The organism is Parapedobacter lycopersici (genome assembly GCF_024643285.1).
Classification (GTDB): Bacteria; Bacteroidota; Bacteroidia; order Sphingobacteriales; family Sphingobacteriaceae; genus Parapedobacter; species Parapedobacter lycopersici.
The window spans coordinates 372,460-387,743 of sequence record NZ_JAMSLW010000002.1 but is presented as its reverse complement, the minus strand read 5'-3'; the positions used below and the strand labels follow the sequence as shown (position 1 = coordinate 387,743).

Here is a 15,284-nt window from a genome sequence, read left to right as displayed (position 1 = left end):
AATAATGATTACACAAGTAACGGAATCCCTATATAACCAACTCACCCGCGCATATGAGGAGGACTGCGCGGTGCAGGCACCGCATCCGCTCGGTGAACTGCGTAAGCTTGCCTTTGAGCGGTTTAAACAAACCGGTTTCCCTACGGTGAAATGGGAAGACTGGAAATATACCAATACACAACCGCTCCTTAATCAGCCATATACACTGGCCGGCGCAGACCAGCCATTGCATGCGGACCTGGCATTGGCGGCCATTCCGGGGCTGGATGCCTATCGGATTGTATTGGTAGACGGTGTTTTTAGTGAAGCGCTGTCTGATTCGGTACCGGTGGCGGGGCTAACGGTACTGCCCATGGAAAAAGCGGCGGATGAATTGGCTTTCACCAAGCATTTTGCGGAATATGCCGATAAGACGGATAACCCTTTCGTTGCGCTGAATACGGCGCTGTTTAAATCCGGGGTCTTTATTTCACTGGCGCCGAACGCGGTACTGGATAAACCGGTGCATATCATCCATGTGGCTGCAGCGGAGACCCCGTTGTTCACCCAGGTACGCAACCTGTACGTGGTTGGCCGGCATGGAGAAATGGAAATCATTGAATCGTTGGTTACGGAAGATGGTGCAGCGCAGTACCTGAACAACCACGTAAGTGAAATTGTGGTACACGAGGGCGGCAAACTGCAGCACTATGCCCTGCAGGTAGCGGGTGAATCCGGCAATTACCTCAACCACACGGAAGTATACCAGGAAAAACACAGCCTGTATAATAATTATAACTGCAGTTTCCCGGGGGCATCCTTCGTCCGGAATAACATCAATGTCCGGCTGGATGCCAGTGAAGTGGAGAGCCACCTTTATGGCATTGCATTGACGGCGGGCAACCAGTTTGTGGATAACCATACCATCGTAGACCACCTCAAGCCCCATTGCGAAAGCTACGAATGGTATAAAAACATTACGCAGGATACGTCCACGGCTGTATTCAACGGCAAGATATTTGTCCGCGAGGATGCGCAGAAAACCAATGCCTTCCAGCAAAACAACAATATGCTGATCGGTGAGCAGTCGGCGGTTTATACCAAGCCGCAGCTGGAGATTTTTGCTGACGACGTAAAATGCAGCCACGGCTGCACCATCGGCCAGTTTGACCCCGAAGCACTTTTTTACCTGAGGGCGAGGGGAATCAGCGAAGCACAGGCCCGGGTGTTACTGGTGCATGCCTTTGCTTTTGACGTGACGAGCCGCTTTGCCAACGATATGGTGCGAAAGTATGTGGAGCACCTCGTGGAAGAGGGACTTTAACCGCGCGGCGTCAGGCAACTACCCTGCAATCCGGTCGGCACAATTCATGCCGTCAATGGCGGCGGAGACAATTCCGCCGGCATATCCGGCCCCTTCACCACAGGGATACAGTCCTTTTACCTGTGGATGCTGCAGGGTTTCCTTATCCCGGGGGATACGGACCGGAGAGGATGTACGCGACTCTACACCTACTAATAAAGCCTCATTGGTATAATAACCCTTCATTTTTTTGCCGAACAGCGGAAGTGCCTTCCGCAGCGCGTCGTGTACGAAAGCGGGCAGCACTTCGGCCAGCGGTGCGCTTTTCGTACCGGGTTTATAGGAGTTTTCCGGTAATGTAGCTGACAACTTCCCCGCTACAAAATCAACCATCCGCTGGGCAGGTGCCACGAGATTGCCACCGCCTGCCTGGAAAGCACGTTGTTCAACGGCCTGCTGAAACTCAAGGAGCGCGAAAGGATTAGTCGCGGCATCGGGAACATCCCCGAAATCAACCTGCACCACGGTGCCTGAGTTGGCATGCGGGTTATTGCGCCGGGAGGGTGACCAGCCGTTGACGACCACCTCACCGGCGCCCGTAGCGCATGGCGCGATGATGCCTCCGGGGCACATGCAGAAGGAGAATACACCGCGTGAACCCACCTGTTCCACTACATTGTAATAAGCTGGCGGAAGGTGCGGTCCGCGTACGTCGCAATGGTACTGCGCCTGGTCGATTATTTCCTGCGGATGTTCGATGCGCACACCCAACGCAAATGGTTTGGCCTCCACCAGCCAGTTTTTCCGGCGGAACAACGCGAATATATCCCGGGCGGAGTGTCCCGTGGCGACGATGACGTGACGCGCCGCGAAGCGGTCGCCGGATACCAGTTCCACGCCGGCTACCTGCCCCGCCTGTTCCAGTATGTCGCAGACCTCGCTGTCGAACCGGATTTCACCGCCGTACGCCAAAATAGTTTGGCGGATGGCCTGGATGATGTGGGGCAGTTTATTGGTTCCAATGTGCGGACGCGCATCCACCAGGATGTCCGACGGGGCGCCGTGGGCAACCAGGAACTGCAGCACCTGCTGCACATCGCCCCGTTTGTTCGACCGGGTATAAAGCTTTCCATCGGAATAGGTGCCGGCTCCGCCTTCCCCGAAACAGTAGTTGGAATTGGGATTTACGATGCCCTCTTTGTTCAGCAGCGCCAGGTCCCGGCGGCGCTCCTGCACTGCTTTGCCGCGTTCCAACACGATGGGCCGCAACCCATGTGCGATGCAGCGCAGTGCAGCAAAAAGGCCGGCCGGACCCGCACCGATAATAATCACCGGCGGGGCAGCTGCAACATTGGCATATGAAAAATGGAACCTGTCAGGGACGGGCTGTTCGCCAATGAAAACGACCACCCGGATCCGGTAGACCACCTGCTTCGCACGGGCATCGATCGACCGTTTGCGTATTTTTATGGCAGTAATGTCGGAAACGGGAAGTTGAAGGACAGCGGCGGCCTGTTGGATAAGGTAACTTTCGTCCGCAATTTTATCCGGCGAAATGCCGAGTTCGATTTCTTTTTGCATGCTGGTGTGTCAGGTTTTTATCCCAAAGCGTAACAAAGGTATGGATTTTGCCGTCAAAGTAGTACATTCGTATGATTAACATATGCTAAATCAAATCAATATGAAAAGATTATTTATCCTGATGGCGGGGGTGCTTACCGCATTGTCGTTCAGCTCCTGCGGGTACAACTCACTCGTTAACCTGGAAGAAAATGTAAAGGGCAAATGGGCCCAGGTGGAAAATGCCTACCAACGGCGGGCAGACCTGATCCCGAACCTGGTAAACACGGTTAAGGGAGCTGCTAATTTTGAACAGGAAACCCTTACCCAGGTAATTGAAGCCCGGGCAAAGGCTTCATCGGTTACGGTTGATCCGGAAAACCTGACACCGGAAGCGATCCAGCAGTTTCAGCAGTCGCAGGATGCGCTGTCGCAATCTCTGGGGCGCCTGCTGGTTACGGTTGAGCGCTATCCCGAGCTGAAGGCCAACCAGAACTTCATGGAATTACAGGCACAGCTGGAAGGCACGGAAAACCGGATCAGCACGGAGCGTAGGGCCTTCAACGAAGCTACGCAGGAATATAACTCCTCTGTAAGGCGGTTTCCGAATAACATTACCGCAGGCTTATTTGGTTTCAAGCAGAAGGGATATTTTGCCGCGGAAGCGGGAGCGGAACAGGCCCCCGAGGTACAATTTTAATTGTTGACCTGAAATGGAGTTGTTTACAGCAGAGCAGCAGGAAAAGATTGTGCATGCCATCAGTGTGGCGGAGAATCACACGTCGGGGGAAATCCGCCTGGCGATAGAGCCGCGCTGCAAGGGTGAGGTGCTGGATCGCGCGGTGTGGTATTTTCGCCGGCTGGGCATGGACCGTACGGCCCTCCATAACGGGGTGCTGATTTACATGTCGGTGGACGACCATCAGTTTGCGATTATCGGTGACCATGGAATCGATAAGAAAGTGCCAGCGGATTTCTGGGAAGAAACCCGGGACCTGATGTTGCAGGCATTCCGGAAGGACGATCTGGTACGGGGACTGATCGATGGCATCAAGCATGCCGGCAAACAACTGCAGCAATTTTTCCCGCGTATGGAAGACGACATTAACGAACTGCCCAATGACGTCGTTTTCGGTAAAGGTGATGATTATGACGGCAAATAGGCAGGTGATTATGGGCAGACAGCGAAACATGTACCGATATTTTATTCTTTTCCTGATCTTGGTTACGGGCCTATACGGTACCGTGTCCGGGCAGGATTTCCCCCCGCAGCCCAACCGGCTTGTCAACGACTACACCAATACGCTGAATGCAGCACAGGTCGAGCAGCTGGAACGGAAACTGGTCGCCTTTGACGACAGTACGTCGACCCAGATTGCGGTCGTGGTGATGCAGTCGACCGGCCAGTATGATATTGCCGATTATGGTGTGCGTTTGGCACAACAATGGGGCATTGGCGGCAGGGAACACGATAATGGAATTCTGCTGTTGGTGGCACTGGGAGACCGGGCGATGACCATCCAGACGGGGTATGGCGTAGAAGGCGCTGTGCCCGATGCGATTGCCTATCGTATTATTGAGAACGAAATTAAGCCGGCTTTCCGGCAGGGCGACTACTTTACCGGCATCGACCGCGGTACGGACGCCCTGATATCCTATACCAAGGGTGAATACAGAGCGGGTCCGAAAAAATCAGCCGAAGGCAGTGGCTTCGGCGGCTTGCTTTTTTTGGTGATCGTAGTTGTGGTTATTATGGCGCTGGTAGGCCGTGGACGCGGTGGCGGCGGTGGCGGCGTAATGGATCGCCGTGGTACGTCGGACCTGCTGTGGTGGACATTGCTGAGCGGCTTGGGTCGTGGTGGCGGCGGCGGTGGCTTTGGTGGTGGTGGCGGCTTCGGCGGCGGTGGAGGTGGTTTCGGCGGCTTTGGTGGAGGAGGTTTTGGTGGTGGCGGAGCCAGCGGAAGGTGGTAATGGCAGGGACGTAACACACATGAACGCCCAAAAGCAGAAAGAAATTAATAGGATATGGATGAAACCTGCAGCGACCTGTCGCTCGAAAAGACCGGAGTAAAACAGCTTGGGCACGCTTCATTACCGATAAGAAACAAATTGTACAGATGAAAAAAGGGGTATGGATTGCGCTGGCGTGTGTTCCGCTGGGTGTGATGGCGCAGGACGAATTTACGGTGACCGGAAAAATCGGAACACGGCCGGAAAAAGTGTACTTAAGTTACCAAACGGCAACCGGTATGGCGCTGGATTCGACGACGGTATCACCCGAGGGTTTGTTCGAATTCCGGGGGAGTGTGGATGCACCGTCGCGCGCGCTGGTGGTAAGCCTTCCCGAAACGGAGGAATCGATGCCGGACCGTAAGGAAATTTACCTGGAACGGGGCATCATCCGGATCACGTCGGCTGACTCACTGACCCATGCAACGGTGAAGGGGGGACGGGTAAACCGGGATTTTACGACCTACCAGGCGCAATTGGCAGCACTGATAGCGAAGGTTACGGAAGTCAGAAGACAGTATAATTCGGCTTCCGGAGAACAGCAACAGGATTCCGCATTCCAGGCTGCGCTTTCTGCCCAGATGATGGCGATTATGGAAGAGCAGGAGGCGATTGATTTTCAATTTATCAAGAAGCATCCCAAAAGTCCTTTGAGCCTTGACCTGCTGTATGTTTATGTAGAGAAACCGGGCGGTCATGAACTGGTGGTGCCTAGTTTTAAACGGCTTTCGGCTAAGCTTAAACGTACGGAAAAAGGACAGGTTATCAAGGAATTGGTTGCTAGTATGGAACGGGTCGGTGTGGGAGCAGTAGCACCGGAATTTGCCCAACCCGATACGGCAGGGAATGAAATTGCACTTTCCTCCTTCAGGGGCAAATATGTACTGGTTGATTTCTGGGCCAGCTGGTGCCTGCCCTGCCGGCACGAAAACCCGAATGTGGTGGCTGCCTACCAGCGGTTCAAGGACCGGAATTTTACGGTATTCGGCGTATCGCTGGATCGCCCGGGCGCAAAGGAAGCCTGGTTAAAGGCTATCCATACCGACGGTCTTCAGGACTGGGCCCATGTATCGGAATTGAAATGGTGGCAAACCAACGTCGTGCAGCAATATGCCATCAAAGGCATTCCCGCGAATTTCCTGCTGGATCCCGAGGGGAAGATTATTGCCAAAGACTTACGTGGCGAAGCGTTGCATGCAAAACTGGAGGAGCTGCTAAACTAACCGCTGGCTGCCGCATTAAATCGACAGGATATCCACAATCCGGATCAGGTTTTCGTTGATGTTACTGATGTGCTTAATGGCCTTGCTGAACGGGGTAAATTCGACCTGTCCGTGAATCAGCCCGGCCATTTCTCCTTTACGGCCGTTTAACAAACCCTCTACGGCAGCCACGCCGAGACGGCTGGCCAGTACACGGTCCATACAGGTAGGGCTGCCACCGCGCTGGATATGGCCCAGTATGGATACACGGAGATCGTAGTGGGGGAAACGGGCCTTAACCCGTTCGGCCACGGCAAAACCACCGCCGGCGTCATCGCCTTCAGCTACGATAATAATACGTGAAGCCTTATTTTTACGGGTCCGGTCGAGTCGGGCCATCATGGCCTCATAATCCACCTTGATTTCCGGAATAAGCACGCACTCCGCACCAACGCTGATACCCGACCGCAGCGCAATTAAGCCGGAATCGCGGCCCATCACTTCCACAACAAATACCCGGTCGTGCGATTCGGCGGTGTCCCGGATCTTATCGACCGCTTCGATGACGGTGTTGATTGCCGTATCGTACCCGATGGTAAAATCAGTGCCTGCAAGATCGTTGTCAATGGTGCCAGGCAAACCGATGACCGGGATGTCAAACTCTTCAATGAATTTAGCGGCACCGGTAAATGTGCCGTCGCCCCCGATAGCCACAAGGGCGTCAATGCCACGGGCGCGGAGGTTATCATACGCCTGTTTCCGGCCTGCTGTCGTCCGGAATTCCTCACTCCTGGCCGTTTTTAAGATGGTTCCCCCGCGTTGGATGATGTTGGCCACCGATTTGGCGTCCATCGGAAAGATATCGTTATGCACCATGCCATCGTACCCGCGGCCGATGCCGAACATGTTCAGGTTGTAATACAGTCCCGCCCGCACCACGGCCCGTATGGCGGCATTCATGCCGGGGGCATCCCCGCCGGAGGTAAATACTGCGATGTTCTTGATGTTGCTCATGCCAATCGTTGTTATAGCGTTTAATTTGCCCCGGCGGTGCCATGGAAGGCTGCCAGGCCACTATCCAGAAAATTAATGTAATTTTCGATGTCTTCATTATAGGCCTGGGCAGGAACCAATTGATTCCCTTCCCCATCCACGATCACATAGTAAGGCTGTGCGTTGGCGCCGAAACGTGCAGCCTGAAAGTCCGACCATTTCTGGCCGACCCGCCGGATTTTTTTTCCGCTGAACTCGGAGGTATACTGCTCTTCGGGGGCCAGCTCCGTGCGGTCATCGACGTATAATGATACCAATATGAAATCTTCCTTCAGGCGTTTCAGTACCCGGGGATCGGGCCACACCGACTCTTCCATTTTCCGGCAATTCACGCAGCTCCAACCGGTAAAGTCGAGCAGTAGGGGCTTATTCACCTGTTGTGAATGGGCCAATGCCTGGTCGTAGTCGTAAAAGGCATCGATACCGTGGGGTGCGTGGAACAGGTTAGCGTATTTTTTGGCAACGCCACTGCCCGCCTGGGTTCCGCCGGTGGTATACATCGCCTGATGGAGATTGAAATCCTGCGTAGGCGACGGCGGCAGCCAGGCACTTAACGCCTTGAGCGGTGCTCCCCACATTCCCGGGATCATGTAAACAGTAAATGAAAGCACGGCGATGGCAATAAAAAGACGCGGAACGGATAGAAAGGGCATATCGCTGTCATGCGAAAACCGCAATTTACCCAGCAAGTAAAGCCCAAATAAGCCGAAGATCACGATCCATATGGCCAGGAATACTTCGCGGTCCAGTATCCCCCAATGATAGGCGAGGTCGACATTGGACAGGAATTTAAAAGCCAATGCCAATTCCAGGAAGCCCAGTGACACTTTCACGGTATTGAGCCATCCGCCTGATTTAGGCATTTCCTTGAGCCACGAAGGGAAAAAGGCAAATAGCATAAAGGGGATGGCTAATGCGATCGAGAAGCCAAGCATGCCGATCGCCGGGCCCATCAGCGCGCCCTTGGATACGGCCTCAACCAATAAATAACCGATGATAGGGCCGGTGCAGGAAAAGGATACCAGGGCCAGCGTGAATGCCATGAAGAATAAACCCAATAAGCCGCCCCGATTGGATTTCTCGTCCATTTTGTTGACAAAGCGCGAAGGCAGGGTGATCTCAAATGCACCCAGGAAAGAAACCGCGAAAATGACAATAATGACAAAGAATATCAGGTTGAACCAGGCGCTGCTGGCCGCCTCGTTGAGCGCGGATGCGCCGAAAAACAGTGTCACCAGCATGCCGAGCGCGACATAAATGACAATGATAAAGACCCCATATAACAGGGCGTTGATGATGCCCCTGGACCTTGAACCGCTCCGTTTGGTAAAAAAGGACACCGTGAGCGGTACCATCGGATAGATACAGGGCATCAGAAAGGCCGCAAAACCGCCGATAATCCCTGCGATGAAAATGCCCCAGAGCGTATCGGGTGCGCCATCTGCCGGTACTGCCGGCGATGTTACCGCAGGCGATATGCCAGTTGCCGGTGCTACCGCCGTGTCCGGTGCGGGTGCAGTATCCTGTCCGTCCGTAAACTCGACATCATCGAAACTGAGTAATGTGTCGGCCTGTCCGAATGCTGCCGGCGCGGCCAGTACGGACATGGCAATGCTTAACAGTATAAGGAGGTTGAATAAGCGTTTCATGCCGGGAGCCTGTTATTTTACTGCGATTGTAAATTCAACTTCATCCGGCGGCAGACACTGCGTGGCATTGCAGGCCATAAACTCCACGGTTCCTTTTACAGCGGTGGCCCCTTTCGTCAATTTTACTTTTTGCTGGAAAACAACTTCATTTTCAAAATAAGCCACATCCATATCAAACACCTGTTCGTGCTTGGTCTTAGGCTTAGGTTCAGCGGGCTGGCCGATCAGTGAATAAGCACCGGACGGCGTGAACGCAAAGGATGTCGGTATAGGGCCACCATCTCCCAGGTGCTGTGAATAAATGTACCAGCCCTTATTCATCGTGGCCTTCATAAAGACAACTGCTTCAGTATCGCTTATTTTTTTTGCACCGAACTGCCATTTAACGGGTTTCAGTAGCTGAGCCGTGGCACCGCTTACTGCAAATAATAGAATAACGGAAGCAAAAAGGAATTTTTTCATGATATGGGACAATATTAATCGTTTGCAAACTAATGGAACATAACGTTTGGGATGCAGCGCTGTGCATCAAGGCTGATATTGCCGGGCAACCGATACTGGAGCTGCAAAATTACGAATTAAAGATTAAAATACGAATTCCACCTCTTTAATGTCAAAGGCCGCTACATGGCCGTTAAAATCGATCATGAGCTTGCCTGTCTCGGTTACGCCGCACAACATACCCGTTACCTGTACGCCGTCAATCAGAAAGGGATGGGGCTCCCCCAACCGGTACAGCCGTTGCTTGTATTGCGCCAGCTGGGCCTCATGCCCCCCGTTTTTTAGTGCCAGGTACTCCTGTTCCAGGTAGTTGCAAAGATCGGACAATAATTCAGGGATATTGCTATCCCTATGTAAAAATTGTTTGATGGAACAGGGGCGACGGGCAGCCCCGACGGGAAAATCCGTTTGGTTAACGTTGATGCCGATACCGACGATAGCCGACTTCCATGTCTGGCCTTTGAGCATATTTTCCACTAAAATGCCGGCAATTTTTCGTCCGTCGACATAACTGTCGTTCGGCCATTTTATGCTAACAGGGTATTGCAATACAGATTCCAGCCAATGGGCGAGTGCCAGGCTAATGGCTACCGTTAAACGGAACTGGTTGCTGGGATGCAGGAACACCGGATTGAACAGCACACTAAAAGTCAGGTTTTTCCCCGCCTCGCTATGCCAGGTAGCCCCTTTCTGCCCGCGGCCCGCAACCTGCTCGACTGCCATTATTACAGTCCCTTCGACAACTGGCGTGGATTTTGACAGTTCAGCCTTGAGGTATTCGTTTGTCGAATCCACGGAGGGTAAGGTAATAACATTTTGTCCAACAAATAATCCCAAAATTGTGTTACTTTGCAATACGGTTAATATAGTGGGTAATTTTGCTCAAAACTATAACAATTTTTAATGGTAAAAAATAAAAAATCAGGCCTGTCTACCCATTTATCCGAGGTTGTTATACACGGAATGCAGGAAAAGAAGGGAAATGAAATTGCGCGGCTTGATTTGAGGAATATCCATAGTTCTCTTGCTGATTATTTCGTTATCTGCCACGCAGATTCTGCTGTTCAGGTGCATGCTTTGGCGAGGAGCGTCGAAGAGGAAGTATATAAAGTATTAAAACAGGAACCCTGGCGAAAAGAAGGGTTGGAACATGGAGAGTGGATTCTGCTGGATTTTGTAGACGTGGTGGTCCATATATTCAAAACTGAAAAACGCAAACACTTCGGCATCGAAGACCTATGGGGCGATGCTGAAACGGAGTATTATCAAAGTGCATAAGCTAAGTAAACGAAAACGATAAGGAAAGAAATGTCGAACGGAGCTGATAGAATGAAGCGAGTACCCACGAAGAAGGTTACGCCAAAGCCACCGAAATTTAATATCATGTGGCTGTGGATTGCAATGATTTTGGGCTTTTTTGCCCTTCAATATATATTTAGTGACGAACAGGCCAAGCAAATTACTTATCAGGAATTTGAGAAGAATATGCTGCAGTCGGGCGATGTAGACCGGCTGGTGGCTTATAAGCAGAACGACCTGGTATTTGTTGAGGTGTACATCAAAAAGGATCGGCTTGCCGATGCCAAATACGAAGATGTACGGCCTAATCCCAACTCCTTGCTCCTTGCACCCAGCTCGGGACCGAATTACTATTTTACCGATGGTTCCTATGATGCATTGGAGCGGAAGCTCAGTACCGCACAGGAGAGCCTGGATCCAAGCGACCGGGTATCCCTTAAACTGGAGGACCGGACAAATGCATGGACCGGATGGATTTTTTCCATCATGCTTCCCCTATTGCTGATTATTGTGTTCTGGGTTTTTATTATGCGGCGTATGGGCGGCGGCGGTGGCGGTCCCGGTGGCCAGATTTTCAATATAGGAAAATCAAAAGCCACCTTGTTTGACAAGGAATCGCAGGTGGCCATTACCTTCAACGACGTTGCCGGGCTGGAAGAAGCCAAGCAGGAAGTCATGGAAGTGGTGGACTTTCTTAAAAATCCGAAAAAATACACCAATCTCGGAGGAAAGATACCCAAAGGCGTGCTGCTGGTCGGCTCACCGGGTACCGGGAAAACGTTACTGGCAAAGGCTGTGGCCGGCGAAGCACAGGTGCCATTTTTCTCGCTGTCGGGTTCGGATTTCGTGGAGATGTTTGTCGGCGTTGGCGCATCCCGGGTGCGCGACCTTTTCCGTCAGGCAAAGGACAAGGCACCCTGTATCATTTTTATTGACGAGATCGATGCAATTGGCCGGGCACGTGGAAAAAACAGTGTCATGGGCGGAAACGATGAACGGGAAAATACACTGAACCAGTTGCTGGTGGAAATGGACGGTTTTGGTACGGATTCCGGAATCATCATTATGGCGGCCACCAACCGGCCGGATGTACTGGATTCCGCCCTGCTGCGCCCTGGACGTTTCGATCGGCAGATATCCATCGATAAGCCGGATCTTGTTGGTCGGGAGCAGATCTTTAAGGTACACCTTAAGCCGCTGAAATTGGCCGCGGAGGTGGATGCCAAGAAACTGTCAGCCCAGACACCGGGTTTTGCAGGTGCTGAAATTGCCAACGTCTGTAACGAGGCGGCGCTGATTGCGGCACGGCGGAATAAGCCGGCAATTGATATGCAGGACTTCCAGGATGCCATTGACCGGGTAATCGGTGGACTGGAGAAGAAAAATAAGATTATTTCACCTGAAGAAAAACGCATCGTTGCCTATCACGAAGCGGGACATGCGATTGCCGGATGGTTCCTTGAACATGCGGATCCATTGGTGAAGGTATCCATTGTTCCCCGTGGTGTTGCTGCGCTGGGCTATGCACAATACCTGCCTAAAGAGCAGTTCCTGTATACTACTGAACAGCTGGTGGATGGAATGTGCATGACCATGGGCGGACGGGTTGCTGAAGACATTACATTTGGCAAAATATCCACCGGAGCGCAGAACGACCTGGAACGGATTACCAAGCTGGCTTACGCGATGGTTGCCGTATACGGCATGAATCATCGGGTAGGGAACGTATCGTTCAACGATAACCAGGAAACGCAGTTCCACAAACCGTATTCGGAGAAGACAGCGCAGCTGATCGACGACGAAGTGCGGCAACTTATATCGGACATTTACGAAAAGACCAAAAAACTGTTGCTCGAAAACCAAGCCGGCCTCATCACCCTCGCGGAGAAACTGTTGGAAAAGGAAATTCTTTTCCAGTCCGATCTGGAGGAAATCCTAGGCAAGCGCCCATTTGACCACCGTACGACGTATGATGAGTTTGTGAATGGAAACCACGACGAAGCTGACCAGAGCAAGGCTGCCGAGGGTATGATCCATGAAGGCGTGGAAGATCATTCGGATACGTTCGAAAACGGGCAGCCCGATACCAGTCCTGAAGACGAAGAAATCAACCGTAAGGTGGAGTAGTCTTGCCGGTACGGTTGTTTAAACAGCACCGCTTTGCAGAAAAATACCAAGCATACCACATCGAAGGAGCTGATGCTGAAGAAGGTCCGGCAGGCGTTGCTTCAGAAGCGGGAGCATCCGTACCCCAGCTTTGAGGAAACACCCCTGTATCCGGAAGATGAAGAGTCTATCGATATCCGGTTTGCGCGGCAGTTTACAGCGGTTGCCGGGCAGTTTGTGTACTGTGAAGACGAGCTGCAGCTGATTGAGAATCTGGTGCTGCTGGCCGAAAAGGAAAAGCTGCGCAAGATGTACGCCTGGGAACCGCATATCCAGGAACTGCTTGCCCGTTATGATTTCCCTGTTTATGTTACCGACCAGGATTTCGCCGATGCGGAGGCCGGCATCACGGCCTGCGAAGCACTCGTTGCCCGTTCGGGCAGTATACTGGTGAGTAACGGAAATGCCGCCGGACGGCGATTGGGCATCTATCCCCACATACATATCGTCATTGCGTTTACTTCGCAGCTGGTATGGGACATCAAAGATGGCCTGGCACTTGTAACGCAACGATACGGCGACCGACTTCCCTCCATGATCAACTTGATTACCGGTCCCAGCCGAACAGCGGATATCGAAAAAACGCTCGTTATGGGGGCACACGGCCCAAAAAACCTCTACCTGTTTCTATTGGAAGGATAATCCGCTGCGGATACATTATGCTGTAATACTAAAAATATTAGTATATTTGTGTGATGGACACCATACAGAATACTACTTATTTTAAAGGCCGGGGTGCACAGATTAACACCCATAACAAATTCGCGGCTAATCGCTATGTGGCCGAGCACATGGAGGGACTGGACGAGGAATTCCTGGAGCATTCAGATACGCAGCTTATCGAGGAACATCCAAAGAAGATCATCAGCGTCAGTGACAGTCCGGACCTGCATATGGCTTATTCCGTTAATCCCTACCAGGGATGTGAACACGGGTGTATTTATTGCTACGCCCGCAACGCGCATGAATATTGGGGGTATAGTGCCGGACTGGATTTCGAGCGGAAGATCATCGTCAAGCGGAACGCCGCGGCCCTGTTGGAAAAGCAGTTCAACGCCAAGGGATACAAGCCGTCGGTGATCATGCTTTCCGGGAATACCGACTGTTACCAGCCGGTTGAACGCAAACTGAAAATTACCCGGTCCATTCTGGAGGTGATGCTGGATTACAGGCACCCAGTTTCCATCATCAGCAAGAATAGCCTCGTGTTGCGTGACATCGACCTGTTGGCCGAATTGGCCCGGCTACAGCTTGTTCAGGTGGCCGTGACCCTCAACTCACTGGATGAAGAACTGCGGATGAAAATGGAACCCCGGACGGTCACTGCCAAGGGACGGCTTACTGTAATGCGGAAGCTAAGCGACGCCGGGATACCGGTCATGCTCATGTGTGCGCCCATCGTCCCCGGCCTCAACAGCAACGAAATGCCGGCGGTTATTGAGGCAGCGGCTGCTCACGGTGCCCGGGCCGCCTCTTATACCATTGTCCGGCTGAACGGTGCGATTGGCGAACTGTTCGTGGACTGGGTGCACAAGGCTTATCCTGAACGCGCAGAAAAGGTGCTTCACGGTATCGCGGCCTGTCACGGCGGAAAGCTCAACGACAGCCGGTGGGGTATCCGGATGCGTGGTGAAGGCAAGGAAGCCGATAGCATCAACCAGCTGTTCCGGCTTGGCCTGAGCCGTTACATGCCCGATGCGGGTTTGCCGCCGCTCCGGCTGGATCTGTTTACGCCCCGTACTGGGCGACAGCTGGAACTTTTTTAATAGCCGGATTTTTTTGTTATTTTCGACAGCTTAAGCAGTTTTAATGGAACAATACCTGATCGGAACCCCGGTGGCCAGCATTATTTTTGCCTTTACCATCGCCACCAGCATTTACACATTTTCAAATCATCAGTTTTACGAACGGTTTATGCTGCATCCCTACACGGTAAGCAAGGGGAAACAGTTACATACCTTGCTGACCAGCGGACTGATTCACCGCGATTGGGGACACCTGCTGTTCAATATGCTGACCTTTTATTTTTTCGGTTTTTCACTGGAGGCCCTATTGGCAAACCTGAGCAGCTGGGGGCATTTGCAGTTTGCGATCATCTATGTACTTGGATTGGTGCTGAGCGACGTGGGTACGGTGTATAAAGAACGGAATAACCCTTCCTACTACAGCCTGGGTGCCTCCGGCGCAATATGCGCGGTGCTGTTCAGCTTCATCCTGTTCGATCCGAAGATGATGCTTGGGGTATTCCTGATTATTCCCATGCCTGCCTGGTTATTCGGGATCCTGTTCCTGGGCTATTGTGTCTGGGCTTCAAAGAATGCACGGGACGGCATCAATCACGATGCTCACTTTTACGGTGCTGTTTTTGGCATTGTACTTACCATACTTTTTTATCCCTGGGTTATCCAGCATTTTATCGAACAATTTGCGTAACCGCATCGTGTTTGCTTAACGCTTGTTCCCTGTCCTGACCGGCTGTGTCAGATCCCGTATTTGCCGGAAAATCATACCACATCCTATTGGAATCTTGTAATTAATAGTTACATTAGTAGTCCGTTATAA

Annotated in this window: 15 protein-coding genes; 10 read left to right on the top strand and 5 right to left on the bottom strand. The window is 52.1% G+C overall.

The genetic code is table 11. From position 1 onward, the window contains the following. Window positions 1-4 precede the first annotated feature (4 nt). On the top strand, window positions 5-1,303 hold the full coding sequence (gene sufD, locus NEV57_RS05795; RefSeq protein ID WP_257657352.1) for a Fe-S cluster assembly protein SufD: 1,299 nt from the start codon (window positions 5-7) through the stop codon (window positions 1,301-1,303). Window positions 1,304-1,321: 18 nt separating this feature from the next. Here the strand turns inward: sufD and NEV57_RS05790 are convergent, their stop codons facing one another. Beyond that, the gene (locus NEV57_RS05790; RefSeq protein WP_257657351.1) at window positions 1,322-2,863 is read right to left on the bottom strand and encodes an NAD(P)/FAD-dependent oxidoreductase; all 1,542 of its coding nucleotides are present in this window, start codon (window positions 2,861-2,863) and stop codon (window positions 1,322-1,324) included. A gap of 100 nt (window positions 2,864-2,963) precedes the next feature. Between NEV57_RS05790 and NEV57_RS05785 the strand changes: the two genes are divergently transcribed. The 4 genes from NEV57_RS05785 (at window position 2,964) to NEV57_RS05770 (ending at window position 6,075) form a co-directional block, all read left to right on the top strand. Beyond that, window positions 2,964-3,542 (top strand): LemA family protein, encoded by a 579-nt coding sequence (locus NEV57_RS05785; RefSeq protein ID WP_257657350.1) that lies wholly within the window; start codon window positions 2,964-2,966, stop codon window positions 3,540-3,542. 13 nt (window positions 3,543-3,555) lie between these two features. Further along, a complete protein-coding gene (locus tag NEV57_RS05780) occupies window positions 3,556-4,005 on the top strand; it encodes a TPM domain-containing protein (protein WP_257657349.1) in 450 nt (149 codons plus the stop codon). A gap of 28 nt (window positions 4,006-4,033) precedes the next feature. Then, window positions 4,034-4,813 (top strand): TPM domain-containing protein, encoded by a 780-nt coding sequence (locus NEV57_RS05775; protein WP_372340063.1) that lies wholly within the window; start codon window positions 4,034-4,036, stop codon window positions 4,811-4,813. Window positions 4,814-4,959: 146 nt separating this feature from the next. Beyond that, entirely contained in the window at window positions 4,960-6,075 is a 1,116-nt protein-coding gene (locus NEV57_RS05770) for a TlpA disulfide reductase family protein (RefSeq protein WP_257657347.1), read from the top strand. Between the two features lie 15 nt (window positions 6,076-6,090). On the opposite strand, the gene pfkA is transcribed toward NEV57_RS05770, so the two are convergent. From pfkA to NEV57_RS05750, 4 genes are all read right to left on the bottom strand, one after another. After that, the gene (gene pfkA, locus NEV57_RS05765; protein ID WP_257657346.1) at window positions 6,091-7,068 is read right to left on the bottom strand and encodes a 6-phosphofructokinase; all 978 of its coding nucleotides are present in this window, start codon (window positions 7,066-7,068) and stop codon (window positions 6,091-6,093) included. A 20-nt stretch (window positions 7,069-7,088) separates the two neighbouring features. Further along, on the bottom strand, window positions 7,089-8,756 hold the full coding sequence (locus NEV57_RS05760) for a protein-disulfide reductase DsbD family protein (protein ID WP_257657345.1): 1,668 nt from the start codon (window positions 8,754-8,756) through the stop codon (window positions 7,089-7,091). 12 nt (window positions 8,757-8,768) lie between these two features. Next, entirely contained in the window at window positions 8,769-9,218 is a 450-nt protein-coding gene (locus NEV57_RS05755) for a protein-disulfide reductase DsbD N-terminal domain-containing protein (RefSeq protein ID WP_257657344.1), read from the bottom strand. 123 nt (window positions 9,219-9,341) lie between these two features. Continuing rightward, window positions 9,342-10,094: a biotin--[acetyl-CoA-carboxylase] ligase gene (locus NEV57_RS05750; RefSeq protein WP_257657343.1), complete on the bottom strand. Its 753-nt coding sequence runs from the start codon at window positions 10,092-10,094 to the stop codon at window positions 9,342-9,344. Window positions 10,095-10,160: 66 nt separating this feature from the next. On the opposite strand from NEV57_RS05750, the gene rsfS reads away from it, so the two are divergent. From rsfS to NEV57_RS05725, 5 genes are read left to right on the top strand one after another with little or no spacing between them, the layout of a single operon-like run. After that, complete coding sequence (gene rsfS / locus NEV57_RS05745; protein WP_257657342.1) at window positions 10,161-10,535, top strand: ribosome silencing factor; 375 nt, start codon at window positions 10,161-10,163, stop codon at window positions 10,533-10,535. 30 nt (window positions 10,536-10,565) lie between these two features. Continuing rightward, a complete protein-coding gene (ftsH, locus tag NEV57_RS05740) occupies window positions 10,566-12,683 on the top strand; it encodes an ATP-dependent zinc metalloprotease FtsH (protein ID WP_372340061.1) in 2,118 nt (705 codons plus the stop codon). Between the two features lie 33 nt (window positions 12,684-12,716). Beyond that, a complete protein-coding gene (locus tag NEV57_RS05735) occupies window positions 12,717-13,364 on the top strand; it encodes a LutC/YkgG family protein (RefSeq protein ID WP_372340060.1) in 648 nt (215 codons plus the stop codon). Between the two features lie 53 nt (window positions 13,365-13,417). Then, entirely contained in the window at window positions 13,418-14,488 is a 1,071-nt protein-coding gene (locus NEV57_RS05730; protein ID WP_257657341.1) for a PA0069 family radical SAM protein, read from the top strand. A gap of 43 nt (window positions 14,489-14,531) precedes the next feature. After that, the gene (locus tag NEV57_RS05725) at window positions 14,532-15,155 is read left to right on the top strand and encodes a rhomboid family intramembrane serine protease (protein WP_257657340.1); all 624 of its coding nucleotides are present in this window, start codon (window positions 14,532-14,534) and stop codon (window positions 15,153-15,155) included. The last annotated feature ends 129 nt before the right edge of the window (window positions 15,156-15,284 follow it).

Bases quoted from the DNA above. Each gene is read 5' to 3' on its own strand.
- NEV57_RS05760 (WP_257657345.1), bottom strand. From the start codon at position 8,756: ATGAAACGCTTATTCAACCTCCTTATACTGTTAAGCATTGCCATGTCC.
- NEV57_RS05785 (WP_257657350.1), top strand. From the start codon at position 2,964: ATGAAAAGATTATTTATCCTGATGGCGGGGGTGCTTACCGCATTGTCG.
- NEV57_RS05775 (WP_372340063.1), top strand. From the start codon at position 4,034: ATGTACCGATATTTTATTCTTTTCCTGATCTTGGTTACGGGCCTATAC.
- sufD (WP_257657352.1), top strand. From the start codon at position 5: ATGATTACACAAGTAACGGAATCCCTATATAACCAACTCACCCGCGCA.
- NEV57_RS05780 (WP_257657349.1), top strand. From the start codon at position 3,556: ATGGAGTTGTTTACAGCAGAGCAGCAGGAAAAGATTGTGCATGCCATC.
- NEV57_RS05770 (WP_257657347.1), top strand. From the start codon at position 4,960: ATGAAAAAAGGGGTATGGATTGCGCTGGCGTGTGTTCCGCTGGGTGTG.
- rsfS (WP_257657342.1), top strand. From the start codon at position 10,161: ATGGTAAAAAATAAAAAATCAGGCCTGTCTACCCATTTATCCGAGGTT.
- NEV57_RS05730 (WP_257657341.1), top strand. From the start codon at position 13,418: ATGGACACCATACAGAATACTACTTATTTTAAAGGCCGGGGTGCACAG.
- NEV57_RS05790 (WP_257657351.1), bottom strand. From the start codon at position 2,863: ATGCAAAAAGAAATCGAACTCGGCATTTCGCCGGATAAAATTGCGGAC.
- ftsH (WP_372340061.1), top strand. From the start codon at position 10,566: ATGTCGAACGGAGCTGATAGAATGAAGCGAGTACCCACGAAGAAGGTT.
- NEV57_RS05755 (WP_257657344.1), bottom strand. From the start codon at position 9,218: ATGAAAAAATTCCTTTTTGCTTCCGTTATTCTATTATTTGCAGTAAGC.
- NEV57_RS05725 (WP_257657340.1), top strand. From the start codon at position 14,532: ATGGAACAATACCTGATCGGAACCCCGGTGGCCAGCATTATTTTTGCC.
- pfkA (WP_257657346.1), bottom strand. From the start codon at position 7,068: ATGAGCAACATCAAGAACATCGCAGTATTTACCTCCGGCGGGGATGCC.